Origin of the sequence: Knoellia remsis (assembly GCF_003002895.1) — a bacterium.
Classification (GTDB): domain Bacteria; phylum Actinomycetota; class Actinomycetes; order Actinomycetales; family Dermatophilaceae; genus Knoellia; species Knoellia remsis.
On record NZ_PVTI01000006.1, the window covers coordinates 54,851 to 79,917 of the forward strand.

Annotated in this window: 23 protein-coding genes; 21 read left to right on the forward strand and 2 right to left on the reverse strand. The window is 70.6% G+C overall.

Annotated features, from left to right (window positions below; all coding sequences use genetic code 11):
• Positions 1-116 precede the first annotated feature (116 nt).
• Positions 117-1,286: a PQQ-dependent sugar dehydrogenase gene (locus BCF74_RS05240; protein ID WP_106296913.1), complete on the reverse strand. Its 1,170-nt coding sequence runs from the start codon at positions 1,284-1,286 to the stop codon at positions 117-119.
• A 29-nt stretch (positions 1,287-1,315) separates the two neighbouring features.
• Here BCF74_RS05240 and BCF74_RS05245 point away from each other — a divergent pair, with 29 nt between their 5' ends.
• The 7 genes from BCF74_RS05245 (at position 1,316) to BCF74_RS05275 (ending at position 9,251) form a co-directional block, all read left to right on the forward strand.
• Positions 1,316-2,233 carry a 2-hydroxyacid dehydrogenase gene (locus BCF74_RS05245; protein WP_106296976.1) on the forward strand — a complete coding sequence of 306 codons (918 nt, stop codon included), beginning with the start codon at positions 1,316-1,318 and terminating at the stop codon, positions 2,231-2,233.
• 69 nt (positions 2,234-2,302) lie between these two features.
• Positions 2,303-2,851: a SixA phosphatase family protein gene (locus BCF74_RS05250; RefSeq protein ID WP_106296914.1), complete on the forward strand. Its 549-nt coding sequence runs from the start codon at positions 2,303-2,305 to the stop codon at positions 2,849-2,851.
• Positions 2,852-3,069: 218 nt separating this feature from the next.
• The gene (gene ilvD / locus BCF74_RS05255; RefSeq protein WP_106296915.1) at positions 3,070-4,788 is read left to right on the forward strand and encodes a dihydroxy-acid dehydratase; all 1,719 of its coding nucleotides are present in this window, start codon (positions 3,070-3,072) and stop codon (positions 4,786-4,788) included.
• 327 nt (positions 4,789-5,115) lie between these two features.
• The gene (locus BCF74_RS05260; RefSeq protein WP_106296916.1) at positions 5,116-7,032 is read left to right on the forward strand and encodes an acetolactate synthase large subunit; all 1,917 of its coding nucleotides are present in this window, start codon (positions 5,116-5,118) and stop codon (positions 7,030-7,032) included.
• Positions 7,032-7,541: an acetolactate synthase small subunit gene (gene ilvN, locus BCF74_RS05265; RefSeq protein WP_106296917.1), complete on the forward strand. Its 510-nt coding sequence runs from the start codon at positions 7,032-7,034 to the stop codon at positions 7,539-7,541. The genes BCF74_RS05260 and ilvN overlap by 1 nt, the downstream gene beginning before the upstream one ends.
• A gap of 102 nt (positions 7,542-7,643) precedes the next feature.
• A complete protein-coding gene (gene ilvC / locus BCF74_RS05270; protein WP_106296918.1) occupies positions 7,644-8,672 on the forward strand; it encodes a ketol-acid reductoisomerase in 1,029 nt (342 codons plus the stop codon).
• Between the two features lie 114 nt (positions 8,673-8,786).
• Complete coding sequence (locus tag BCF74_RS05275) at positions 8,787-9,251, forward strand: DedA family protein (protein WP_245889225.1); 465 nt, start codon at positions 8,787-8,789, stop codon at positions 9,249-9,251.
• Here BCF74_RS05275 and BCF74_RS05280 read toward each other — a convergent pair.
• Positions 9,240-10,022: an SDR family oxidoreductase gene (locus BCF74_RS05280; protein WP_106296919.1), complete on the reverse strand. Its 783-nt coding sequence runs from the start codon at positions 10,020-10,022 to the stop codon at positions 9,240-9,242. The two genes, BCF74_RS05275 and BCF74_RS05280, sit on opposite strands and share 12 nt — an antisense overlap.
• Before the next feature lie 17 nt (positions 10,023-10,039).
• Here BCF74_RS05280 and BCF74_RS05285 point away from each other — a divergent pair, with 17 nt between their 5' ends.
• The 14 genes from BCF74_RS05285 (at position 10,040) to cimA (ending at position 25,043) form a co-directional block, all read left to right on the forward strand.
• A complete protein-coding gene (locus BCF74_RS05285; RefSeq protein ID WP_106296920.1) occupies positions 10,040-10,267 on the forward strand; it encodes a DNA mismatch repair protein MutS in 228 nt (75 codons plus the stop codon).
• Positions 10,251-10,589: a type II toxin-antitoxin system PemK/MazF family toxin gene (locus tag BCF74_RS05290; RefSeq protein ID WP_106296921.1), complete on the forward strand. Its 339-nt coding sequence runs from the start codon at positions 10,251-10,253 to the stop codon at positions 10,587-10,589. Before BCF74_RS05285 ends, BCF74_RS05290 begins: the two co-directional genes overlap by 17 nt.
• 159 nt (positions 10,590-10,748) lie before the next feature.
• On the forward strand, positions 10,749-12,332 hold the full coding sequence (gene serA / locus BCF74_RS05295; protein WP_106296922.1) for a phosphoglycerate dehydrogenase: 1,584 nt from the start codon (positions 10,749-10,751) through the stop codon (positions 12,330-12,332).
• 246 nt (positions 12,333-12,578) lie between these two features.
• Positions 12,579-12,668, forward strand: a complete 90-nt coding sequence (locus BCF74_RS05300; protein WP_245889226.1) for a 3-isopropylmalate dehydrogenase — start codon at positions 12,579-12,581, stop codon at positions 12,666-12,668.
• Positions 12,669-12,802: 134 nt separating this feature from the next.
• On the forward strand, positions 12,803-13,903 hold the full coding sequence (locus BCF74_RS05305; RefSeq protein ID WP_106296924.1) for a 3-isopropylmalate dehydrogenase: 1,101 nt from the start codon (positions 12,803-12,805) through the stop codon (positions 13,901-13,903).
• Between the two features lie 75 nt (positions 13,904-13,978).
• Positions 13,979-15,076, forward strand: a complete 1,098-nt coding sequence (locus BCF74_RS05310) for a branched-chain amino acid aminotransferase (protein WP_106296925.1) — start codon at positions 13,979-13,981, stop codon at positions 15,074-15,076.
• Positions 15,077-15,223: 147 nt separating this feature from the next.
• Positions 15,224-16,771 carry an amino acid permease gene (locus tag BCF74_RS05315; RefSeq protein ID WP_106296926.1) on the forward strand — a complete coding sequence of 516 codons (1,548 nt, stop codon included), beginning with the start codon at positions 15,224-15,226 and terminating at the stop codon, positions 16,769-16,771.
• Positions 16,772-16,790: 19 nt separating this feature from the next.
• Positions 16,791-17,519 (forward strand): FadR/GntR family transcriptional regulator, encoded by a 729-nt coding sequence (locus tag BCF74_RS05320; protein WP_245889227.1) that lies wholly within the window; start codon positions 16,791-16,793, stop codon positions 17,517-17,519.
• A gap of 16 nt (positions 17,520-17,535) precedes the next feature.
• Positions 17,536-18,921, forward strand: a complete 1,386-nt coding sequence (locus BCF74_RS05325) for a glutamine synthetase family protein (protein ID WP_177426633.1) — start codon at positions 17,536-17,538, stop codon at positions 18,919-18,921.
• Positions 18,922-18,927: 6 nt separating this feature from the next.
• A complete protein-coding gene (locus tag BCF74_RS05330) occupies positions 18,928-20,304 on the forward strand; it encodes an aldehyde dehydrogenase family protein (RefSeq protein WP_106296927.1) in 1,377 nt (458 codons plus the stop codon).
• Between the two features lie 33 nt (positions 20,305-20,337).
• On the forward strand, positions 20,338-21,105 hold the full coding sequence (locus tag BCF74_RS05335; protein ID WP_106296928.1) for a 3-oxoacyl-ACP reductase: 768 nt from the start codon (positions 20,338-20,340) through the stop codon (positions 21,103-21,105).
• 3 nt (positions 21,106-21,108) lie between these two features.
• Positions 21,109-21,849 carry a gamma-glutamyl-gamma-aminobutyrate hydrolase family protein gene (locus tag BCF74_RS05340; RefSeq protein ID WP_106296929.1) on the forward strand — a complete coding sequence of 247 codons (741 nt, stop codon included), beginning with the start codon at positions 21,109-21,111 and terminating at the stop codon, positions 21,847-21,849.
• 10 nt (positions 21,850-21,859) lie between these two features.
• Complete coding sequence (locus tag BCF74_RS05345) at positions 21,860-22,978, forward strand: MBL fold metallo-hydrolase (RefSeq protein ID WP_245889228.1); 1,119 nt, start codon at positions 21,860-21,862, stop codon at positions 22,976-22,978.
• A gap of 436 nt (positions 22,979-23,414) precedes the next feature.
• The gene (cimA, locus tag BCF74_RS05350) at positions 23,415-25,043 is read left to right on the forward strand and encodes a citramalate synthase (protein WP_106296931.1); all 1,629 of its coding nucleotides are present in this window, start codon (positions 23,415-23,417) and stop codon (positions 25,041-25,043) included.
• Positions 25,044-25,067 lie beyond the last annotated feature (24 nt).

A 25,067-nucleotide genomic window follows, 5' to 3' on the forward strand; every position in this document is an offset into this window, starting at 1 on the left:
ATGCCCACACTCCTGCTCAACGTACCCACGACGGACGGTGCGGTGGGGGTTACGGGCGAGCGGACGGCATACGCACAGGTGCGCGCGGCAGGGCGGACGCAGGGGACGCGCCCGGCTCAGCCCACCGGTACGCGCAGGATGCGGTCGTCCCCGTCGCGGGGGTCGCCGCGGAAGGTGTTGCTGGACAGCGCCCACAGCGTCCGGTCGGGGGCCACGACGACGTCGCGCAGTCGGCCGAACTCGCCCTCGAACAACCGCTCCGGGTCCTCGCCCCGGACGGAGCCGTTCACCGGCACCTTCCACAGCGATTCGCCCCGCAGCGCCGCCATGTACACCGCGCCGTCGGGGCCGACGGCGATGCCGCTGGGGGAGCTGTCCTCGGTGGACCACTGCGCGATGGGCGCGACGAAGTCACCGCTGCTGCCCTCGATGCCCTCGACCTCGGGCCAGCCGTAGTTCTTGCCCGGTTCGATGACGTTGAGCTCGTCCCACGTGTTCTGGCCGAACTCGCTGGCATACATCGTGCCGTCGGCGCCCCACGCGATGCCCTGCACGTTGCGGTGGCCGAGGCTCCACACCGGACTGCCGGCGAACGGGTTGCCCGGCGCGGGCTTGCCGTCGGCGGTGACGCGCAGGATCTTGCCGCCGAGGTTGCCGCGGTCCTGCGAGCGGCTCGGCTCGGCCGCGTCACCGGTCGTGACGTAGAGGAAGCCGTCCGGTCCCCACTTGAGGCGCCCGCCGTTGTGGTTGCCGGCCTTGGGTATGCCGGTGAGCACGGGTGTGAAGTCGCCGAACCTGTTGTCGCGCAGTGTGGTTCGCACGACGCGGTTGTCGTCGGCGGCGGTGAGGTAGAGGTGCACGGTGGCGTCGGTGGCGAAGTCGGGAGAGACGGCGATACCGAGCAGGCCGCCTTCACCGTCGGCGTCGACGCCGGGGACCTCGCCGATCGTCGTGCGCTGCCCGTCTGCCGTCACGCGCACGACCTGCGCCTCGTCGCGCAGGGTGACGAGCGCGCTCCCGTCGGGCAGGAAGGCGATGGCCCACGGCACGTCCAGCCCGGTGACGACGTCACTCGGCTCGCCACTCGGGATCGCCGTGGGCGATGCGCTCGGGCTGGTCGCGCTGCCGGAGGGAGTGGACTGTGTCGCGGTGGGTGACGATGCCGACGGGGTCGGTGTCGCGGAGGGCTCGTCCTCGCCGGACCCGCAGGCGGTGAGCGCGAGTGCCAGAGCCGTCGCGGCGGTCAGCGCCGCGGTGCGTCGGGCGAGGGCAGGGAGGAGGTCCATGCCCCATTGTGGCCTCTAGGGTTGTGAGCATGCTGGTCGTCTCCTTCCCCGAAGCCGAGCTGCGAGACGCCGTGGGGGAGGTGCCGGGTGTCGAGTCCGTGCTGTGGGACCCGGGTTCGGACGAGGCGGGGGACGAGCGCATCGAGGTCGTCGTTGCTCCCTACCTCGGTGCCGCCCAGCGGCTCGCCCCCGTCGCCGACCTGCCCCGGTGCCGGCTCGTGCAGCTCCAGTCCGCGGGATACGACGGGGTGCTCGAGGTGGTGCCCGAGCGGATCGCGGTGGCCAACGCCGCCGGGGTCTACGACGCGCCGACCGCCGAGCTCACCCTCGGCCTCACGCTCGCGTCGCTGCGCGGCATCCCCGAGTCCGTCCGCTCCGCCGACGATGCGACATGGCGACCGCTCGGGCGTCGTCCCGCCCTCGCGGGCAGCCGTGTCCTCATCGTCGGCTACGGGTCGGTGGGTCGGGCCATCGTGAGTCGGTTCGCCGCCTTCGAGGTCGAGCTCACTGCAGTCGCATCGCGCGCCCGCGACGGCGACGACCTCGTCGAGCGGGTCCACGGCGTCGACGAGCTGCCCGAGCTGCTGCCGCACCAGGACGTCGTCGTCGTCATCACCCCGCTCGGTGACTCCACGCGTGGCCTCGTCGACGACACCTTCCTCTCCGCCATGCCCGAGGGTGCGCTCCTCGTCAACGTCGCCCGCGGCCCGGTCGCCGACACCGACGCGCTCGTGAAGCACGCGGGCCGGCTACGGATCGCCCTCGACGTCACGGACCCGGAGCCGCTGCCCGACGGCCACCCGTTGTGGTCGGCTCCGGACGTGCTCATCACGCCCCACGCGGGCGGCAACACGAGCGTGCTGATCCCGCGGATGGCCGACCTCGTGCGCGAGCAGCTCAGCGGGCTGGTCGAGGGGCGCGACCCCATCCACCTCGTCCGGCCCTGAACTGCGGGCGTGCGGCCCACGGGAATGTCAAGACCTGACATCGCGCCCGAGCCGGGGCAGACTCGAGGCATGACCTCCGCAGCCGAGGACCGGACGCTCGTCCTCGTCCGGCATGCCAAGGCCCAGCAGGACGGCTATGACGCCGACCATGACCGCGAGCTCACGCCGCGCGGCCACCGTGACGCGGCCGAGGCCGGCCGATGGCTCTGCGCCCAGGGCATCGGCATCGACGAGGTCCTCTGCTCCACCGCCACGCGTACCCAGCAGACCTGCGAGGGCATCTGGAGCGCCGGCTGCTCCGAGGCGGACATCCACCACGAGCGACGCATCTACGACGCGTCGGCGGACCGCATCCTCGAGACCGTCCGCGAAGCGGACAGCGACGCCAACGTCGTCATGGTCGTCGGGCACGCACCCGGCATACCGGCTCTGACGTCGATCCTCGCCGACGGTGAGGGGAGCGAGCGCGCCCACGACCTGCTCAGCCAGGGCTTCCCGACCGCGGGCATCGCGGTGCTGCGCTTCTCGGGGCACTGGAGCGACCTCGCCCCCGGGATGGCCCGGCTCGACCGGTTCCACGTCGCGCGGGCCGAGAAGCGCGAGTCCGCCGACGCCTGAGCCGGCTCGGCTCACGTCGCCTCCGGGCCGCCGGGGAGCCGGGACCTCGATCCGCCATCGACGTCTCGATTCGCCGGACGTCCCACGAATCGAGGCGCCATCGGCGAACCGAGCCGCGCGTGTCCGCCGCGGCCTGACCGCCCGGGTGGGCGGACGGCATACGGCCAGGGCATGAGATCGGCGTCCCACCTCGTGGACAGGCGTCCTAGAGTGTGGCCATGAGTCCGGAGAGCACCGACCCGAGCGCGCCCGACATCAAGCCCCGCAGCCGCGACGTCACCGACGGCCTCGAGAAGACCGCGGCCCGCGGCATGCTCCGCGCCGTCGGTATGGGCGACGACGACTGGGTCAAGCCGCAGGTCGGCGTCGCGAGCTCGTGGAACGAGATCACGCCGTGCAACCTCTCCCTCGACCGGCTCGCCAAGGCCGTCAAGGACGGCGTGCACGCGGCCGGCGGCTACCCGCTCGAGTTCGGCACGATCTCGGTCTCCGACGGCATCTCCATGGGCCACGAGGGGATGCACTTCTCGCTCGTGTCGCGCGAGGTCATCGCCGACTCCGTCGAGACGGTGATGAACGCCGAGCGCCTCGACGGCTCGGTCCTCCTCGCCGGCTGCGACAAGTCGCTGCCGGGCATGCTCATGGCCGCCGCGCGGCTCGACCTGGCTTCGGTGTTCCTGTATGCCGGGTCGATCCTCCCCGGGGTCGCGAAGCTCTCGGACGGGTCCGAGAAGACCGTGACGATCATCGACGCCTTCGAGGCGGTCGGTGCCTGCGCCGCCGGCCGGATGTCGCGCGAGGACGTCGACGCCATCGAGCGCGCGATCTGTCCCGGCGAGGGCGCGTGCGGTGGCATGTACACCGCCAACACGATGGCGTCGGTCGCCGAGGCGATGGGCATGTCCCTGCCCGGCTCGGCGGCCCCGCCGGCCACCGACCGCCGCCGCGACGGGTTCGCCCGCAAGTCCGGTGAGGCCGTCGTCGGCCTGCTGCGCGAGGGCATCACCGCGCGCCGGATCATGACGAAGGAGGCGTTCGAGAACGCCATCGCCGTCGTCATGGCGTTCGGCGGCTCGACCAACGCCGTCCTGCACCTCCTCGCGATCGCCCACGAGGCCGAGGTCGACCTCACCATCGGCGACTTCCAGCGGATCGGGTCGCGCGTCCCGCACCTCGCCGACGTCAAGCCGTTCGGGCAGTTCGTCATGACCGACATCGACCGCGTCGGGGGCGTGCCGGTCGTCATGAAGGCGCTCCTCGATGCCGGGCTGCTGCACGGCGACGCGCTCACCGTCACCGGCCGCACGGTGGCCGAGAACCTCGCCGACATCCGCCCGCCGGACCCGGACGGCAACGTCGTGCGCGCCATGGCCGAGCCGATCCACCGCACCGGTGGACTGACCATCCTCTCCGGCTCGCTCGCACCCGAGGGAGCGGTCGTGAAGTCGGCCGGCTTCGACACCGACGTCTTCGAGGGAACCGCGCGCGTCTTCGACGGCGAGCGCGCCGCCATGGACGCCGTCGAGCAGGGCACGCTCAAGCCCAAGGACGTCGTCGTCATCCGCTACGAGGGGCCCAAGGGCGGCCCCGGCATGCGCGAGATGCTCGCCGTCACCGGCGCGATCAAGGGCGCCGGGCTCGGCAAGGACGTCCTGCTCCTCACCGACGGCCGCTTCTCCGGCGGCACGACGGGCCTGTGCGTCGGGCACGTTGCCCCCGAAGCCGTCGACGAGGGGCCGATCGCGTTCGTCCGCGACGGCGACGGCATCCGGCTCGACGTTGCGAACGGCACGCTCGACCTGCTCGTCGATGAGGACGAGCTGCAGCGCCGTCGCAGCGAGGGCGTCGCCCACCCCGAGCCGAAGTACACCCGCGGTGTGCTCGCGAAGTACCGCAAGCTCGTCGGCTCGGCCAGTCGCGGCGCCGTCTGCGACTGAGCCACGGCGGGAGGCGAGGGTCCCGCGGAGGCGAGCGGCCGGCATACGACGATGGGCTCACGTGCAGGACCCGCGCTCGACCGCATGGTGGGATGTGTCGTCTCACACGTTGACACGGCATACGGGGGAGGGGAGAGTCGTCCCGTGGCTCGCACTCTCGTACTTCCCCAGGCGCCCGGCCCCTCCTGAACGGACCGGCCAGGCGCCTCCCTCCATCGTCCCCTTGCCTGCGTGGGACGGGAGGGTTTTTTTGTGGCCGGAGCCACGGCACGACACCGCAGGCAGCACCCGAGATACGGCACATGAGAACGAAGAGATGGTGACGACGTGAGCGAGACAGCGACAGCGCCCACTCCGGCGCGGCTCGCGCAGCAGGCGCGGGCCAAGGCTCCCCTCGAGGTGACCGGGGCGCAGAGCCTCGTCCTCTCGCTCGAGGCCATGGAGGTCGACACCGTCTTCGGCATCCCCGGCGGCGCGATCCTGCCGGCCTACGACCCGCTGCTCGACTCGGTCAAGGTGCGGCACATCCTCGTGCGCCACGAGCAGGGCGCCGGGCACGCCGCCGAGGGCTACGCCGCCGCGACCGGCAAGGTCGGGGTCTGCATGGCGACCTCGGGCCCCGGTGCGACGAACCTCGTCACGGCACTCGCGGACGCGCACATGGACTCCGTCCCGATCGTCGCGATCACCGGCCAGGTCGCCAGCGCCGCGATCGGCACGGATGCCTTCCAGGAGGCCGACATCCGCGGCATCACGATGCCGATCACGAAGCACAACTACCTCGTCACCGACCCGGCCGAGATCCCGCGGGTCATCGCCGAGGCGTTCCACATCGCCTCGACCGGCCGGCCGGGTCCCGTCCTCGTCGACATCAGCAAGGACGCCCTCCAGGCGTCGACGACGTTCTCGTGGCCGCCACGGATCGACCTGCCCGGCTACCACCCGGTGACCCGTCCGCACTCCAAGCAGATCCGCGAGGCCGCGCGGCTCATCGCGGCAGCCGAGCGTCCGGTGCTTTATGTCGGTGGCGGCGTCATCCGCGCCGACGCGGCGGAGGAGGTGCGCCAGTTCGTCGAGCTGACCCGCATCCCCGTCGTGACGACGCTCATGGCACGCGGCGCCCTGCCGGACAGTCACGAGCTGCACCTCGGGATGCCCGGTATGCACGGCTCGGTCGCCGCGGTGACCGCGCTGCAGAAGTCCGACCTGCTCATCACCCTCGGTGCCCGCTTCGACGACCGGGTCACCGGGCAGCTGTCGACCTTCGCGCCCGAGGCCAAGGTCATCCACGCCGACATCGACCCCGCCGAGATCGGCAAGAACCGCACGGCCGACGTGCCGATCGTCGGGTCGTGCAAGGACGTCCTCGTCGACCTCATCGAGGCCGTGGACACCGACATCGACTCCGGCCGCGCCGGCGACTACACGGCATGGCGGGAGCGGACGCTCGGCTGGAAGCGGGACTTCCCCGTCGGCTACACCGAACCCGAGAACGCCACTCTCGCACCGCAGTTCGTGCTTGAGCGGCTCTCGGCGATCGCCGGGCCCGAGGCGGTCTACGTCGCGGGCGTGGGGCAGCACCAGATGTGGGCGGCGCAGTTCGTCCAGTACGAGCGGCCGCGCGCGTGGCTCAACTCCGGTGGCCTCGGGACCATGGGGTATGCCGTCCCGGCCGCCATGGGTGCCCAGGTCGGCGAGCCCGACCGCACCGTGTGGGCCATCGACGGCGACGGCTGCTTCCAGATGACGAACCAGGAGCTCGCGACCTGCGTCATCAACAACATCCCGATCAAGGTTGCCGTCATCAACAACTCGAGCCTCGGCATGGTCCGTCAGTGGCAGTCGCTCTTCTACAACGAGCGCTACTCCAACACCGACCTGCACACCTCCGCGGACGGCACCCGGATCCCCGACTTCGTCAAGCTCGCCGACGCCTACGGCTGCGTCGGCCTGCGGTGCGAGCGGCCCGAGGATGTCGACGACACGATCCGCAAGGCCATGGAGGTCACCGACCGGCCGGTCCTCGTCGACTTCATCGTCCACCGCGACGCGATGGTTTGGCCGATGGTCCCGGCCGGCGTGAGCAACGACGCGATCCAGGTCGCCAAGGACACCGCCCCGCAGTGGGACCTCGAGGACTCCGACGCCGTCGAGCAGGACGAGGACGCCGACAACAGCGAGGAGCTGGGAACCGACGACGCGGTGGTCGCGAATGCCGTTGAGGCAGAAGGGAAGGACGCCTGATGTCACAGCACACCCTGTCCGTGCTCGTCGAGAACAAGCCCGGCGTCCTCGCCCGGATCGCCGGTCTGTTCTCCCGGCGCGGGTTCAACATCCACTCCCTCGCGGTCGGTGAGACCGAGCACCCGGAGATCTCGCGCATCACCGTCGTCGTCGACGTCGAGGGGCTGCCGCTCGAGCAGGTGACCAAGCAGCTCAACAAGCTCGTCGAGGTGCTCAAGGTCGTCGAGCTCGACGCGACCGCCGTCCAGCGACAGGTCATGCTCATCAAGGTGCGCGCCGACTCGGCGACCCGCAGCCAGGTCCTTGAGCTCGTCCAGCTGTTCCGGGCCAAGGTTGTCGACGTCGCCAGCGAGTCCGTGACGATCGAGGCCACCGGCCACGCGGAGAAGCTCGAGGCGCTGCTCGGGGTCCTCGAGCCCTACGGCGTGCGCGAGCTCGTCCAGTCGGGCCTCGTCGCCATCGGCCGCGGCCCGCGCTCGATCACCGACCGGGCCCTGCGCGGCGCCTGAGAGCGGGAGGCGCGTGGGCGGCATACGCTCGAAGGCGCGCGAACGGCCTACCGAAAAAGACTGCACGACACCACGATTCACCAACCAGGAGAGAGCGAAACCATGGCCGAGATGTTCTACGACGACGACGCCGACCTGTCGATCATCCAAGGGCGCAAGGTCGCCGTCATCGGGTACGGCAGCCAGGGCCACGCCCACGCGCTGAACCTGCGCGACAGCGGCGTCGACGTGCGCGTCGGCCTCGCCGAGGGGTCCAAGAGCCGCGAGAAGGCCGAGGCCGAGGGCCTGCCCGTGTCGACCGTCGCCGACGCGGTCAAGGACGCCGACCTCGTCGTCATCCTCACGCCGGACCAGGTGCAGCGCACCGTTTACGCCGAGGAGATCAAGCCGAACCTCAAGGAGGGCGCGGCGCTGCTCTTCGGCCACGGCTTCAACATCCGCTTCGACTACATCGAGCCCGAGCCCGGCTCCGACGTCATCATGGTCGCGCCCAAGGGCCCCGGCCACCTCGTGCGCCGCGAGTTCGTCGACGGCCGAGGCGTGCCCGTGCTCCTCGCGGTCGAGCAGGACGCGTCCGGCCAGGCGTGGGACCTCGCGAAGTCCTACGCCAAGGCGATCGGCGGCCTGCGCGCCGGCGGCATCAAGACGACGTTCACCGAGGAGACCGAGACCGACCTCTTCGGCGAGCAGGCCGTCCTCTGCGGCGGCGCCTCGCAGCTGATCATGTATGGCTTCGAGACACTCGTCGAGGCGGGCTACCAGCCCGAGGTCGCGTACTTCGAGTGCCTGCACGAGCTCAAGCTCATCGTCGACCTCATGGTCGAGGGCGGCATCGCCAAGCAGCGCTGGTCGGTGTCGGACACGGCGGAGTACGGCGACTACGTCTCGGGCCCGCGCGTCATCGACCCGAGCGTCAAGGAGAACATGCAGGCCGTCCTCGCAGACGTGAAGAACGGCGCGTTCGCCAAGCGGTTCATCGACGACCAGGACGCCGGTGGCCCCGAGTTCAAGGCCCTGCGCGAGAAGGGCGCCCAGCACCCGATCGAGGCGACGGGCAAGGACCTGCGCAAGCTGATGAGTTGGATCAAGGAGACGGACAGCGACTACACCGAGGGTTCCGCGGCTCGGTGACAGGGGGCTGTGCCCTTTCCCGCCTGATCACGGAACCGGGGCGTTCGTGGCGGAACCGTCCCGCCACGAACGCCCCGGTTCCGCCGTGAACGAGGCGCTGCATACAGTGACGGCGTGAGCGAGCTCGTCGAGGGATGGCCGGTCTGGGCCGTGTTCGCGGCGTTCTGGCTCATCGCGCTGCTCCGCTCGAACGCGACCTACTGGGCCGGGCGCGGGCTGCGCGCCGGAGGAGAGCGGTCGCGGCTCGCGGAGCGCCTCGACCGGCCGGCGGTGGTCCGGACCGAGGCGCTGGTTCGCCGGTTCGGCGCACCGGCGGTCGTGCTGAGCTTCCTCACCGTGGGGGTGCAGACGCTCATCAACGCGGCCGCGGGGGCGTTGCGTATGCCGCTCGCGCGCTACCTGCCCGCGTCGGCCCTCGGGTCGGTGCTGTGGGCGACGCTCTACACGTCGGTCGGGGTGGCGCTGTGGGAGGCGGTGACGGGAGGCCGGTGGTGGTGGTTGCTCGTGCCCGTGGCTGTCGCCGGACTCGTCGTGGGCGTCACGCGGTGGGCCCAGCAGCGAGTGCCGTCAGGTCGGTGAGTGGAACCGGCGGGGGAGCGGCCGGGGCTGCGTCTCGAGCCACTGCTCGAAGGTCTGCCCGCCGAGCTCGGTATCCGGGCCCGGCAGGATGCGGCCCTCGGAGAAGCCCTTGAGCGCGTCCCCGACGGCCGGGATGCGCACGAGTCGTGGGGGAGTGCGGCCGTCGTGTGCGGCGACGAGGTCGAGGACCTGTCGTGTGGTGTATGCCGTGGGGCCAGCGAGGTCGGTCGCGCGCGTGAACCCGTCGGGTCGCGGGCCGGTCGCGTGGTCGGCGAGGCGTTCGGCGACCCAGTCGATGTCGACGGGTTGGATGCGCATGTCTCCGAGCGCGAACGCGACCGGCCCGATCCGGCCGGCGGTCGCGAAGAACGCTGCGAGAGAGTGGAACTGGGTGGCTCGCACGATCGTGGCCGGGACGCCGGACTCCTCGAGCGCGCGCTCGGAGTCGACCTTCGCGCGGTAGTAGGGGTAGCCGATGCGGTCGCAGCCGACGATCGAGATCGACACGACCTGGGCGGCCGAGCCGACTCGTCTCAGTGACTCGGCGATGCGACGGGCGCCCGCGACGTCGACCTCCTGGGGCGTGCGCTGCGACGTCGCCGCGTGGACGACCGCGTCGGCGACGGTCAGGACCTCGTCGAGGCCGGCCCCGGTCGCGAGGTCGACGCCGCTGCGCCGGCTCGCCGCCACCGCCTCGTGCCCTCGTGCGGAGAGCACCCGCACCACGCGCGCCCCGAGGTCCCCTGCGCCACCCGTCACGACGACTCGCATGGCGGTATACTACTGGTATGACTGCCACGACCATCAAGGTGCCCGTGGCGACGCGCGACCGGCTCAAGGAGCACGCCGCCCGTCGGGGCGAGACGCTCGCGGAGCACGTCGAGCGACTGCTCGACCTGGCCGATCGCGAAGACCGCTTCGCCAGTCTCCGCACGGCGATCGACGCCATGGACGAGGACGCCCGCACGGCATACGAGCACGAACGCGACGCCTGGCTCGATGCCGACCTCTCCTGAGCTCGTCCCCGGTGCGGTCCACTGGGCCGAGCTCGACCCGAGCGCGGGTCGCGAACAGGGCGGGCGCCGACCCGTTCTCGTCGTCGCGAGCCGGGGCTTCCTCGAGGTCGTCGACGCACTCGCCCTCGTGGTCCCGGTGACCTCGGTCGACCGGGGCTGGCCGAACCATGTCGCGCTCTCGGGCCTTGGGCGGGCGTCGTTCGCCATGACCGAGCAGGTCCGGGCGGTGTCCCGGCAGAGGTTGCACGGCCGCATCGGACTCGCCTCGGACGCGGAGCTGACCGAGGTGCGCCGCTGGCTGGCGGACTTCCTTGGGCTGTGAACCGGGCCCTTCCGGCAGGACGTGCGAGCGACTGGAGTGGTGGGCGTCACCGGTCCGCATCGCGGGCGGCGGCATCCACATGCTGGGCACGGCTCTAGACTCCAAGGGCACGACGAGGTGCGCCGTCCCCACCCCCGTGACCGCCTTGAAGGAACCCACGTGACCAAGCCCGTTGTCCTGATCGCCGAGGAACTCAGCCCGGCCACCATCGACGCCCTCGGACCGGATTTCGAGATCCGCCAGACTGACGGCTCCGACCGCTCCCAGCTCATTCCGGCCCTCGCCGACGTCGACGCCGTGCTCATCCGCTCCGCGACGAAGATGGACGCCGAGGCCATCGCGGCCGCCAAGAACCTCAAGGTCATCGCCCGCGCCGGTGTCGGCCTCGACAACGTCGACGTCCCCGCCGCGACGCAGGCCGGCGTCATGGTCGTCAACGCGCCGACGTCCAACATCACGAGCGCCGCCGAGCTCGCCGTCGGCCTGCTCCTCTCGACCGCCCGCAACATCGCCCCGGCCAACCAGGCGCTCAAGGGCGGCGCGTGGAAGCGCAGCAAGTACGGCGGTGTCGAGCTGCTCGACAAGAAGGTCGGCGTCGTCGGCTTCGGCCGCATCGGCCAGCTCGTCGCCGAGCGACTCAAGGGCTTCGGCGTCGAGATCCTCGCCTACGACCCCTACGTCTCGGCCCAGCGCGCCGGCCAGCTCGGCGCCCGCCTCGTCAGCCTCGACGAGCTGCTCGCCGAGTCCGACTTCATCACCGTCCACCTGCCCAAGAGCCCCGAGACCCTCGGCCTCATCGGCAAGGAGGCGCTGACCAAGGTCAAGCCGTCCGTGCGCATCATCAACGCCGCCCGAGGCGGCATCGTCGACGAGGACGCCCTCGCCGAGGCCCTGCGCGAGGGCCGCGTCGCCGGCGCCGGCATCGACGTCTTCGCGACCGAGCCGACGACCGAGAGCCCGCTCTTCGAGCACGAGTCCGTCGTCGTCACGCCGCACCTCGGCGCGTCGACCGAGGAGGCCCAGGAGAAGGCCGGTGTCGCCGTCGCCAAGTCGGTGCGCCTCGCCCTCGGCGGCGACCTCGTCCCCGACGCCGTCAACGTCTCCGGCGGCGCCGTCGCCGAGGAGGTCCGCCCCGGCATCGACCTCGTCGAGAAGCTCGGCCGCATCTTCACCGGTGTCGCCGGCTCGGTCCCGGTCCAGCTCGACGTCGACGTGCGCGGCGAGATCACCGAGCACGACGTCTCCGTCTGGGAGCTCTCGGCGCTCAAGGGCCTCTTCACCGACATCTCCGAGGACCCGGTGACCTACGTCAACGCCCCGCTCCTCGCCAAGGACCGCGGCCTCGAGGTGCGCCTGCTCACCGACGCCGTCTCCGAGGAGTTCCGCAACGTCACGACCCTGCGCGGCACCCTCGCCGACGGCACGACGGTCTCCGTCGCGGGCACGCTCACCGGCCCGAAGATGGTCCAGAAGGTCACCGGCATCAACGGCTTCGACATCGAGGTGCCGCTGAGCGACCACATGGCGTTCTTCTCGTATGCCGACCGGCCCGGTGTCGTCGGTGTCATCGGTCGCCTGCTCGGCGAGGCCGACGTCAACATCGGCGGCATGCAGGTCGCGCGTGACGAGTCCGGCAAGGCCCTCGTCGCGCTCACCGTCGACAACAAGATCCCTGCCGACGTCGTCGCGGCCATCGGCACGGAGGTCGACGCGGACGTCCGCGTCGTCGACCTCGTCGACTGAGACCACGCACGCTCCGTCGAACCGACGCAATCAGTGGACGGTGTCTCAGAACGTGAGCCGGATCTTCCCGATAGTTGGACGTCCTCCTACCGTGGTCGGCATGCAGCGGTTGAGCCTCCTCATTGCCAGCCGCGGCGAGGTCCGGTAGTCAGCTCCCTCGCCGCGGAGATCCCGCGACGTCGCTGACCGGTTCGCCCACACCAGGGCTGGAGCCGACCGACCACCCCATTCAGACATGCCAGAAGGATGAGTTTCATGAGCGAAGAGGCCAAGCAGGCACAGAAGGCGCTGCAGGAGTCGATGGACCTGCGCGACCAGGACCACACCGACGCCTGACCTCACGGACTGACTGCCTCAGGGCCACGTGCATCCCCCGGATTGCGTGGCCCTGAGTCATGGGCCCGCAGGACCTGATTTCGAATGGCGGGACGGTGATCCCGGATGACGAGACGCGAACCTAGGGTGGGGACATGACCGACAGCAACGACGCGGGGACCGGTACGAGCGCAAAGCCCAACAGCGAGAACGCGATCGACCTCGCAGTCATCGCCGGTGACGGCATCGGTCCCGAGGTTGTCGCCGAGGGTCTCAAGGTCCTCGAGGCGGTGACCGCGGGCACCGGCACGAAGGTGACCAGCACGGCATACGACCTCGGCGCGAAGCGCTGGAACGCCACCGGCGAGACCCTCCCGGACAGCGTCCTGGACGAGCTGCGCCAGCACGACGTCATCCTGCTCGGCGCGATCGGCGACCCGAGCGTGCCGAGCGGCGTCCTCGAGCGCGGGATCCTGCTGCCGCTGCGGTTCGCGCTCGACCACTTCGTCAACCTCCGCCCTGCCAAGCTGTTCCCCGGTGTCGAGTCGCCGCTCGCCATCGAGCGTGTCGCCCCCGACGGCATCGACTTCGTCGTCGTGCGTGAGGGCACCGAGGGTCCGTATGTCGGCAACGGCGGCTCGCTGCGCACCGGCACCCCGCACGAGATCGCGACCGAGGTGAGCGTCAACACCCGCTTCGGCGTGGAACGCGTTGTGCGAGAGGCGTTCTCGCGCGCGCAGGCGCGTCCGCGCAAGCACCTCACCCTCGTGCACAAGCACAACGTGCTCACCCACGCCGGGCACCTGTGGCGGCGCACGGTCGAGGAGGTCGGCACGGAGTTCCCCGACGTCGAGACCGCCTACCAGCACGTCGACGCCGCGACGATCTTCCTCGCCACGGACCCCGGGCGGTTCGACGTCGTCGTCACCGACAACCTCTTCGGCGACATCATCACCGACATCGCCGCCGCCATCGCGGGCGGCATCGGCCTTGCCGCGAGCGGCAACATCAACCCCACGGGCGAGGCGCCGAGCATGTTCGAGCCGGTCCACGGGTCCGCCCCCGACATCGCCGGCCAGGGCAAGGCCGACCCGACCGCGACGATCCTCTCGGTCGCGATGCTGCTCGACCACCTCGGCCGCACCGAGGAGTCCCAGCGCGTGGAGGCCGCGGTCGCCGCCGACCTCGCCGAGCGCGGTAGCGAGGTACGCACGACGAGCGCCATCGGTGACGCCGTCGCCGAGCGCCTGTCATAGGCTCACGAGCGAGCCACCCCTCGCACCCTCCCCCTCCGGTCGCGAGGAACCCTCTTCGCCCGGAAGGACCCCGCCATGAGCGCCCTCTCGTTCACCGTCCAACGCCGACAGGACCCGGCCAGTGACGAGCGTCGCGCCGAGATCCTCGCCAACCCCGGCTTCGGAGTGCACTTCACCGACCACATGGTCACGGCGACGTGGACCAAGGACGGCGGCTGGGCCGACGGTCGTGTCAGCGCCTACGGCCCGATCCAGCTCATGCCGAGCGCGGCAGTCCTGCACTACGCGCAGGAGATCTTCGAGGGGATGAAGGCCTACCGGCACGCCGACGGCTCGGTGTGGACGTTCCGCCCCGAGGCCAACGCCGCGCGCATGCAGCGCAGCGCTCGCCGGCTCGCCCTGCCCGAGCTGGGTGAGGAGGACTTCGTCGCCTCCCTCAAGGCGCTCGTCGAGGTCGACCAGGCGTGGGTCCCCGAGGCTGACGGGTCCGAGGCGAGCCTCTACCTGCGGCCGTTCATGTATGCGTCGGAGGCGTTCCTCGGGGTGCGCCCGGCCAACGTCGTCACCTACTCCGTCATCGCCTCGCCCGCCGGACCGTACTTCTCCGGCGGCCTCAAGCCGGTGACGCTGTGGATCTCGCAGCACTACGCGCGCGCCGGCGTCGGCGGCACCGGCTCGGCCAAGTGTGGCGGCAACTACGCGTCCTCGCTCGCCGGCCAGCTCGAGGGCATCGAGAACGGCTGCGACCAGGCCGTCTTCCTCGACTCCGCCTCGCAGGAGTACATCGAGGAGCTCGGCGGCATGAACCTCTTCTTCGTCACCAAGGACGGTCAGCTCGTGACGCCCGAGCTCACCGGCTCGATCCTCGAGGGCATCACCCGCAGCTCCATCCTCGAGCTCGCCAAGGACGAGGGCCTCGAGCCCGTCGAGCGGCGCATCCCCATCCAGGAGTGGAAGGACGGCGTCGCATCGGGTGACATCCTCGAGATCTTCGCCTGTGGCACGGCCGCGGTCGTCACGCCCGTCGGCGAGCTGCGCTGGGAGGGCGGCACGGCTCCGGCAGTCGGCGGCGCCGAGGGTGGCGAGGTCACCCGGTCGATCCGCTCGCGCCTGCTGGACATCCAGTACGGCCGCGCCGAGGACTCGCGCGGCTGGCTCACCCGCCTCGCCTGAGGCGTGCGTGTGTCTCGGAACGTGAGCGCACCAAAAGGTGCACGAACGAACCATTGACGACGTGGCGCGAGTGGGTGTTTCCTGTCCCCGGTTGAGGTTTCGGGACAAAGGGGTCCGGAAGCGGACCATTTGGCGACAGGAGCACCCATGGCGACGCGCACCGACGAGCCGATCGAGCCCTCCCGCACCTCGGGTCAGGACACGCACCACGACGACGACGCCGCGCTGCTCGCCGAGCTCGGCTACCAGCAGGAGCTGCATCGCCGTTTCGGGGCGTTCAGCAACTTCGCGGTCTCCTTCTCGATCATCTCCGTGCTCGCCGGCTGCATCACGAGCTACCTCATCGCGATGAACGCCGGTGGGCCGGTCGCGATCTCCATCGGCTGGCCGCTCGTCGGCTTCTTCGTCGTCTGCGTCGCGCTCGCCATGGCGGAGATCTGCTCGGTCTACCCGACCGCCGGCGGGCTCTACTTCTGGGCCGGCCGGCTCGCGACCAAGGGCAAGCGCCAGTGGGCCTGGACCGTCGGCTGGTTCAACTTCCTCGGCGAGGTCGCCGTGACGACTGCTGTCGACATGGGCGCGGCGATCACGTGGATGGCCTTCATGGACCTCACCTTCGGCGTCGAGGTCACGGCGGTCCGCACGTTCATCTGCTTCGTCGTCATCCTGCTGCTGCACGGGCTGCTCAACGCGTTCGGCGTCAACCTCGTCCAGATGCTCGCGAGCGTCTCGGCGTGGTGGCACCTCGCCGGTGTCGCGATCATCGTCGCGGTGCTCGCGTTCGTGCCGGACCAGCACCAGAGCGCCTCGTTCGTCTTCACTGAGTTCAAGAACGAAACCGGTTGGGGGAGTGCGCCATACGTCTTCCTCATGGGTCTGCTCATGGCGCAGTACACCTTCACCGGCTACGACGCCTCCGCGCACGTTGCCGAGGAGACGCGCAACGCCTCCGTCGCGGCACCGAAGGGCATCGTCAACTCGGTCGTCGTCTCGCTCGTCGCGGGCTGGATCCTGCTGCTCGCCGTGACGTTCGCGGTGCAGGACTGGGAAGCGGCGCGCACCACCGAGATCGGCCTGCCGCCGGCGCAGATCTTCATCGACGCGGCCGGCCCGGCGCTCGGCAAGGGGCTCCTCCTCATCTGCGCCGTCGCCCAGTTCTTCTGCGGCATGGCCTGCGTGACGAGCTCGTCGCGGATGTCGTTCGCGTTCTCGCGCGACAACGCGCTGCCCGGGTCGCGCCTGTGGGCCAAGGTCAACCCCCGCACCGGCACGCCGACGAACTCGATCTGGCTGGTCACGATCGCCTCGATCGTCCTCGCGTCGCCGTCGCTCTGGTCCACGACGGCCTACCTCGCGGTGACGTCCATCGCCGTCATCGGGCTCTACATCGCCTACGTGACACCGGTGCTGCTGCGCCGGCTCAACCCCGACTTCCGTCAGGGGCGCTGGAACCTCGGTCGCTGGTCGGCGCCGATCGGGTGGATCGCCATCATCTGGGTCGCGTTCATCTGCGTGCTGTTCATGCTGCCGCCGGCGTCACCGATCACCGTCGACACGTTCAACTACGCCCCCGTCGCGGTCGGTGTGGTCGTGCTCTTCGCCCTCGTGTCGTGGTTCGTCCGCGGCCGCAAGCACTTCATGCGCGACGTCCCGGAGGGGCACGACACCCGCCCGCCCGCGGAGATCTTCCAGTGAGCCAAGGCGGGGGTATGCCGTGAGCGCGCCGGTTCCCGAGGTGGGTCGCCTCCCCGCCGCGGTGCTGCGCCCCGCCACGGCGAACGTCTTCGAGACGACGGTCGAGCAGCTGGCGACGGCGATCCGGCTCGGCGTCTTCGTCGACGGCGAACAGCTGCCGCCGGAGCGAGAGCTCGCCGAGCGCCTCGGGGTCGCCCGCGGCACCCTGCGCGACGCCATCGCGGCACTTCGTGACAGCGGGCTCGTCACCACGCGCCGGGGGCGTGGTGGCGGGACCGTCGTCACGTACACCTCGCCGGAGCCGGGGTCGAAGCCGACGTCCCGTCGCGGTGCGGCGCTGGCCGACGCCCTCGACTTCCGCCGCGTCGTCGAGCCGGGCGCCGCGTGGCTGGCCGCCCGCCAGGAGCTCTCCGCCGACCAGCGGACCTGGCTCGTCGCGTCTGCCGACGCGGTGCGAGAAGCCGCTCAGGACACCGGTGCCCACCGCATCGCCGACAGCCGCTTCCACCTCGCGGTGGCCACACTCTCGGCGTCACCGATGCTCATCGAGTCGGTGACCCGGGCCCAGGCGGTGCTCGGCGAGATGCTCGCGGCCATCCCGGTGCTGCCACGCAACATCGACCACTCGTGCGACCAACACGACGCCGTCGTCGACGCCGTCCTGCGCGGTGACGACGACGCGGCCCGGGCCGCGATGGAGGAGCACTGCGACGCGACCTCCGCCCTGCTCAGAGGACTCATCGGATGACGAAGGAGATCGACACATGAGCGGATCCATCCACGACCGCGGACCGGCACAGCTCACCCTCGACCAGCTGCGCAGCGAGGTCGACAGCGGTGTGGTCGACACCGTCATCGTCGCCTTCACCGACATGCAGGGACGGCTCACGGGCAAGCGGCTGCACGCCGGCTACTTCTTCGACCACGTCCTCGAGGGTGGGGTCGAGGGGTGCAACTACCTCCTCGCGGTCGACGTCGACATGAACACCGTCGACGGCTACGCGATGTCCTCGTGGGAGAAGGGCTACGGCGACTTCGAGTTCGTCCTGGATCTCGACACGCTGCGGCGAACGCCGGGTCAGCCGAACTCGGTGACGATCCAGTGCGACCTCGCCTGGCTCGACGGCTCGGGACCGGTACGACAGTCTCCACGCGGCATACTCAAGGCCCAGGTCGAGCGCGCTGCCGAGAAGGGCTGGGGCGCCATCGCCGGGACCGAGCTCGAGTTCATCGTCTTCGAGGACACCTACGCCGACGCCTGGGACCGGCGCTACGTCGGCCTCACCGGCGCGAACCGCTACAACGTCGACTACTCCATCACCGGCGGCACCGTCGTCGAGCCGCTGCTGCGCGACATCCGGGGCGAGATGTATGCCGCGGGCGTCACCGTCGAGGGCGCGAAGGGTGAGTGCAACTTCGGACAGCACGAGATCGGCTTCCTCTACGACGAGGTCGTGCGCACGTGCGACAACCACGTCATCTACAAGACGGCGGCCAAGGAGCTCGCCGCGAAGCACGGCATGTCGCTGACCTTCATGGCGAAGTACGACGAGCGTGAGGGCAACTCGTGCCACATCCACCTCTCGCTGCGTGGCACCGACGGCGAGGTCGTCTTCGCCGACGACGACCGAGACGGCGGGCAGAGCGAGCTCTTCGACCACTTTCTCGCCGGGCTGCTCGCGACGATGCGCGAGTTCACCTACTTCTATGCCCCAAACATCAACTCCTACAAGCGTTTCCAGCCGGGGTCGTTCGCCCCGACCGCGGTGGCGTGGGGCCGTGACAACCGCACCTGCGCGCTACGGGTCGTCGGTCACGGGGCCGGGCTGCGCGTCGAGAACCGGGTGCCCGGAGGAGACGTCAACCCCTACCTCGCCATCGCCGCCATGATCGCCGGCGGCCTGCACGGCATCGAGAACGAGCTGCCCCTCGAGCCGGCCTTCGAGGGCAACGCCTACAGTGCCGACGTCGACCAGGTGCCGACGACCCTGCGGGACGCGCGCGACCTGCTCGCCGGGTCGGCCATCGCCCGGGAGGCCTTCGGCGACGACGTCGTCGACCACTACGTCAACGCTGCCGACGTCGAGCTCAAGGCGTTCGACGCCGCAGTGACCGACTGGGAACGCATCCGCGGATTCGAAAGGCTCTGAACACCATTGACCACCACGCATGACGTCATCAACCCGGCGACCGAGGAGCGACTGACCTCCGTCGAGCTCGTCGGCGTGGAGGAAACCGACGAGGCGATCGCCCATGCCGTCGCGGCCGGCCCGGCGTGGCGCGAGCTGGCTCCCGCCGACCGCGGGCGCCTCCTGCGGCGCTTCAGCGACGTCGTCGACGACCACCTCGAGGAGCTCGCCCAGCTCGAGGTCGCCAACGCCGGGCACACCATCGGCAACGCCCGGTGGGAGGCGGGCAACGTCCGCGACGTCCTCGCCTACTACTCGGCCGCGCCGGAGCGCCTCCTCGGCCAGCAGATCCCCGTCGCCGGCGGCCTCGATGTCACCTTCAAGGAGCCGCTCGGCGTCGTCTCGGTCATCGTCCCGTGGAACTTCCCCATGCCCATCGCGGGCTGGGGCTTCGCACCTGCCCTCGCCGCGGGCAACACCGTCGTCCTCAAGCCGGCCGAGCTCACCCCGCTCACCGCGATCCGGCTCGGCGAGCTCGCCCTCGACGCCGGCATTCCCGAGGGCGTCTTCACCGTCCTCCCCGGCAAGGGCTCGGTCGTGGGGGAGCGGTTCGTCACCCACCCGGACGTGCGCAAGGTCTGCTTCACCGGCTCCACCGCCGTCGGGCAGGGCATCATGCGCAAGGCCGCGGACCAGCTCAAGCGGGTCACCCTCGAGCTCGGCGGCAAGTCGGCGAACATCGTCTTCGACGACGCCGACCTCGACGCCGCGGCCGCGGCAGCGCCGATGTCGTTCCTCGACAACGCCGGCCAGGACTGCTGCGCCCGGACGCGGATCCTCGTGCAGCGGGGCGTTTTCGACGCCTTCATGGAGCGTTTCGAGTCGGCGATCAAGGACGTCAGGGTCGGCGACCCCGGTGACGAGCAGACCCAGATGGGCCCCCTCGTGAGCTCCGGCCAGCGCGACACCGTGCGCGGCTTCGTCGAGGACGCCGAGGGCAGCGTCGACGTCGCCTTCCGGGGCTCCGCGCCCGAGGGTGCCGGCTACTGGTACCCGCCGACCGTCGTCCTCCCCGGCGGGACGACCGACCGCGTCTGGCAGGACGAGATCTTCGGGCCCGTCGTGGGCGTCATGCCCTTCGACGACGAGGCGGACGCGATCGCGAAGGCCAACGACACGGCATACGGGCTCTCCGGGTCGATCTGGACCCGCGACGTCGGGCGCGCGATCCGGGTCTCCCGGGGCGTCGAGGCCGGGAACCTCTCGGTCAACAGCCACAGCAGCGTCCGCTACTCGACCCCGTTCGGCGGGTTCAAGTCGAGCGGCATCGGTCGCGAGCTCGGCCCGGACGCGCTCGACGCGTTCACCGAGGTCAAGAACGTCTTCATCAGCACCGAGAGCTGAGCTCTCACCACAGCACGAAAGGGCTTGCAACACATGGGAACTCGTCTTGAGGGCAAGGTCGCCGTCGTCACCGGCGGCTGCTCCGGTATCGGCCTGGCGACGGTGCGCCGATTCGCCGAGGAGGGCGCCACGGTCGTCATCGGCGACCTCGACGACGCGGCCGGCGAGCGCATCGCCGAGGAGGTCGGCGGCGCATACGTCCACTGTGACGTCACCGACAAGGAGCACGTCGACGCCCTCTTCGGAGGCGCCAAGGACAGGTTCGGCAGCCTCGACATCGCCTTCAACAACGCGGGGATCAGCCCGCCCGAGGACGACTCCATCCTCGACACCGACCTCGAGGCGTGGCGCAAGGTCCAGGAGGTCAACCTCACCAGCGTGTACCTCTGCTGCAAGGCGGCGCTGCCCCACATGATCGAGCAGGGCAAGGGCTCGATCATCAACACCGCGTCCTTCGTCGCGGTCATGGGTGCCGCGACGTCGCAGATCTCCTACAGCGCGTCCAAGGGTGGCGTGCTGTCGATGTCGCGAGAGCTCGGCGTGCAGTTCGCGCGCCAAGGCGTGCGGGTCAACGCGCTCTGCCCCGGACCGGTCAACACGCCGCTGCTGCAGGAGCTCTTCGCCAAGGACCCCGAGCGCGCGGCCCGCCGACTCGTGCACGTGCCGATGGGCCGGTTCGCGGAGCCGGAGGAGATGGCCAACGCGGTGCTCTTCCTCGCCTCGGACGAGTCGAGCTTCATCACCGCCAACACGTTCCTCGTCGACGGTGGCATCTCCGGCGCCTACGTCACGCCGCTCTGAGCCGTGACCGTCGCCCCCCGCGCCCGCCCGGTCATCGGGGTGACGTCCTACGTCGAGGACGTCGACCGCGGTGACTGGCGCGGCCAGCGCAGCGCGGCACTCCCGCACAGCTATGTCAGTCAGCTCGAGCGAGCCGGTGCCGTCGTCGTCGTGCTGCCGCCGCGGCTCGACGCCGACGACGCCATGGTCGAGGCGCTGCTCGCGCGCCTCGACGGTGTCGTCATCGCCGGCGGCGCCGACGTGGAACCGAGCCGGTATGCCGCGCAGCCGCACCCGAGTGTGCAGTCACCGAGGCCCGAGCGGGACGAGCTCGAGCTGACCGTGGCGCGGGTGACGGCCCGCACGAGGCAGCCGCTCCTCGGGATCTGCCGCGGCATGCAGGTCATGGCGGTGGCCGCCGGTGGCACGCTGCACCAGCACCTACCGGACGAGGTCGGGCACGAGGCGCACAGCCCGTCGGCCGGCGTCTATGCCTCGCACCACGTCGAGGTGCTTGCCGACACCCGGCTTGCGGAGATCCTCGGCACCGAGCCGGTGGACGTCCCGACCTACCACCACCAGGCCGTCGCGACGCACCCCGGCTACACCCCGGCCGCGCGTCACGAGGACGGGACGCTGGAAGCGATGGAGGACACGGCATACCCGTTCCGGATCGGGGTTCAATGGCACCCGGAGGAGGGCGACGACACGCGGCTGTTCGACGCGTTCGTCGAGGCGTGCGCGACACGCGCCGTGGCTGGGTGACACTGGTGCGGTGAGACGAGCACCAGGACTGGCCATCGCCGCCGGAGGCGCCGGCCTCGCCGCATGGCTGCTGCGCGCGGGCCGGCCCGTGCCCGAGGCGATGGGCGCCCGCGCGAGCGGGGAGCGGGCGGCCCGGATGGCGGCGTCGCCCGAGTGGTCGAACGGGAAGTTCCACAACCAGCAGCTGCGCTTCGAACCGTCATCGCGCTCGCTCGCGGGGTCGGTGCGCGAGCTCGTCGCGGGAGGTCAGGAGCGGCACCCGGTCGGGGACGTCCCACTCGTGCGCGAGCCGCTCACGGCCGAGGTCGACGGGCTACACGTCACCTGGCTCGGGCACTCGACCGCGCTCGTCCAGCTCGACGGGACCGTCGTGCTGCTCGACCCGGTGTGGAGCGAACGGTGCTCACCCTCGCAGCAGGTCGGCCCGAAGCGGCTGCACCCCGTGCCGGTCGAGCTGGGCGACCTCCCGCCCGTGGACGCCGTCGTCATCTCGCACGACCACTACGACCACCTCGACATGGACTCGGTCAAGGAGCTCGCGAGGCTGCGTCCAAAGACGCGGTTCGTCGTGCCGCTCGGCATCGGCGCCCACCTCGAGAAGTGGGGCGTCGCGCCGGAGCGCATAGACGAGCTCGACTGGCACGAGGACGCCAAGGTGGCCGGGGTGCGGCTCGTTGCGACCCCGGCGCAGCACTTCTCGGGGCGCGGGCTCTCGCGCGACGGGACGCTGTGGGCGTCGTGGGTCATCGAGGGTGCGTCCCAGAGGGTCTTCTACTCCGGCGACACCGGCTACTTCGTCGGGTTCGCGCAGATCGGCGAGCGCTACGGGCCGTTCGACGTCTCGCTCGTGCAGGTCGGTGCCTACGACCCGGGCTGGCCGACGATCCACATGACACCCGAGCACGGCGTCGAGGCGCACCTCGACGTGCGCGCGGCGGTCATGGTTCCCGTGCACTGGGGGACGTTCAACCTCGCGTTCCATGCGTGGAGCGAACCGATCGAGCGGCTGCTCGTCGAGGCTGAGCGGCGCGGAGCGCGCGTCGTGGTGCCGCGTCCGGGGGAGCGGCTGCGCATCGACGCGGCGACAGCCGACGCCGAGCCAACTCCCTGGTGGCGCTCGGTCACCTGAGGCGGCGGGAGGCCCCCGGCAAGCGGACGGCATACCGCCGACGGAGCGGAAGCTTGGGCGAGGTGCGACTACGGAAGTCGCCCCTCGCGCTAGGTTGTCGCATGGGGCGGGAAAGTTGGGGTGACCACGATGCGGACGACGCATACCGCATGCCGGTCGGCAGTGGGAGGGTTCTCATCGTGACTCTCATGCACGTGGCCACCGCCACCGTCATTATCGACTAGCGCGACGAACGCCTCAGTTCGTCGCGCAGACCTCCCACACCCGGGGGGTCTTTTTGTTGGGTCGAGACGGCGCGCCGGGTCGGCCGAGCAGAGGGTTCAGCGGCCACACCCCCGGCCCCTGAGCGGCAGCGCTGATCGATTGCAGGACACTTGAGGGACACGTGTTGCAGCAGCGAGACACGAACCCGAGCACGAGACCAGAGGCGAGACCGATGAGTGACCTGCACGTCTACGACACCACCCTGCGTGACGGTGCCCAGCAGGAGGGGCTCAACCTCTCCGTGACGGACAAGCTCACGATCGCGTCGCACCTCGACGACCTCGGGGTCGGGTTCATCGAAGGAGGCTGGCCCGGAGCGAATCCCAAGGACACCGAGTTCTTCGCCCGCGCCGCCTCGGAGCTCTCGCTGCGGAATGCGACGCTGGCGGCGTTCGGTGCGACGCGGCGTGCCGGTGGTGCCGCGTCCACCGACCCGCTGGTGCGCGCGCTCGTCGAGAGCGGCGCGCCCGTCGTCACCCTCGTCGCGAAGTCGCACGTCGGCCACGTCGAGCGCGCGCTGAAGACGACGCTCGAGGAGAACCTCGAGATGATCCGCGACACCGTGAGCTTCCTGCGCGGCGAGGGTCGTCGCGTCTTCCTCGACGCCGAGCACTTCTTCGACGGGTATGCCGCCGACCGCGCCTACGCGATCGAGGCGCTGCGCGCCGCCTTCGAGTCGGGGGCCGAGGTGGCGGCGCTGTGTGACACCAACGGCGGCATGCTCCCCGGTCCGGTGTGGGACGTGGTGACCGATGTCGTCGAGGCCATCGGTCTCGACACCGGTCCGGACGGTGGGGCGAGCGGTGAGGCGCGCCTCGGCATCCACTGCCACAACGACACCGGCTGCGCCGTCGCGAACTCGATGGCTGCCGTCGACGCCGGCGCCACCCACGTGCAGGGCACGATCAACGGTTACGGCGAGCGCACCGGCAACGCCAACCTCGTCACCGTCGTCGCGAACCTCCAGCTCAAGGAGGGGATCGAGGTCATGGACAGCCACCATCTCCAGGAGGCGACGCGGATCAGCCACGCGATCAGCGAGATCACCAACGTGCCGGCCTACTCGCGCCAGCCCTACACGGGCTCAAGTGCGTTCGCGCACAAGGCCGGGTTGCACGCCAGTGCCATCAAGGTCGATCCGGACCTCTACCAGCACCTCGACCCCAAGGCCGTCGGCAACGACATGCGGATGCTCATCTCCGACATGGCCGGCCGCGCCTCCATCGAGCTGAAGTCGCGCGAGCTCGGTGTCGAACTCGACCCCGAGAACGAGGAGCACAGCGCCCTCGTCAAGAAGGTCCTCGCCACCGTCAAGGACCTCGAGCTGCGCGGCTACACCTTCGACGCGGCCGACGCGAGCTTCGAGCTGCTCCTGCGCCGCGAGCTGCAGGACGGGCTGCCCGACTTCTTCGAGATCGAGTCGTGGCGCGTCATCACCGACAGCCAGTCCACCGGCGACGCGCTCTCCGAGGCGACGGTCAAGCTCACCGCCGGTGGCAAGCGGGTCCTGCGCACGGGCGAGGGCAACGGCCCGGTCAACGCCCTCGACCATGCACTCCGCCTGGCGCTCTCGACGGCCTACCCCGAGATCGAGCACCTCGAGCTCATCGACTACCGCGTCCGCATCCTCGACGCCGCGCACGGCACCGACGCCGTGACCCGCGTCCTCATCGAGACGAGCGACGGCGAGACGACGTGGGAGACGATCGGTGTCGCGGCGAACATCCTCCAGGCGAGCTGGCAGGCGCTCGTGGACGGCGTGACCTACGGGCTCGTGCGCGCCGGCGTCCCCGCCCGCTGAACCTGCCGACCGGTGCCACCATGG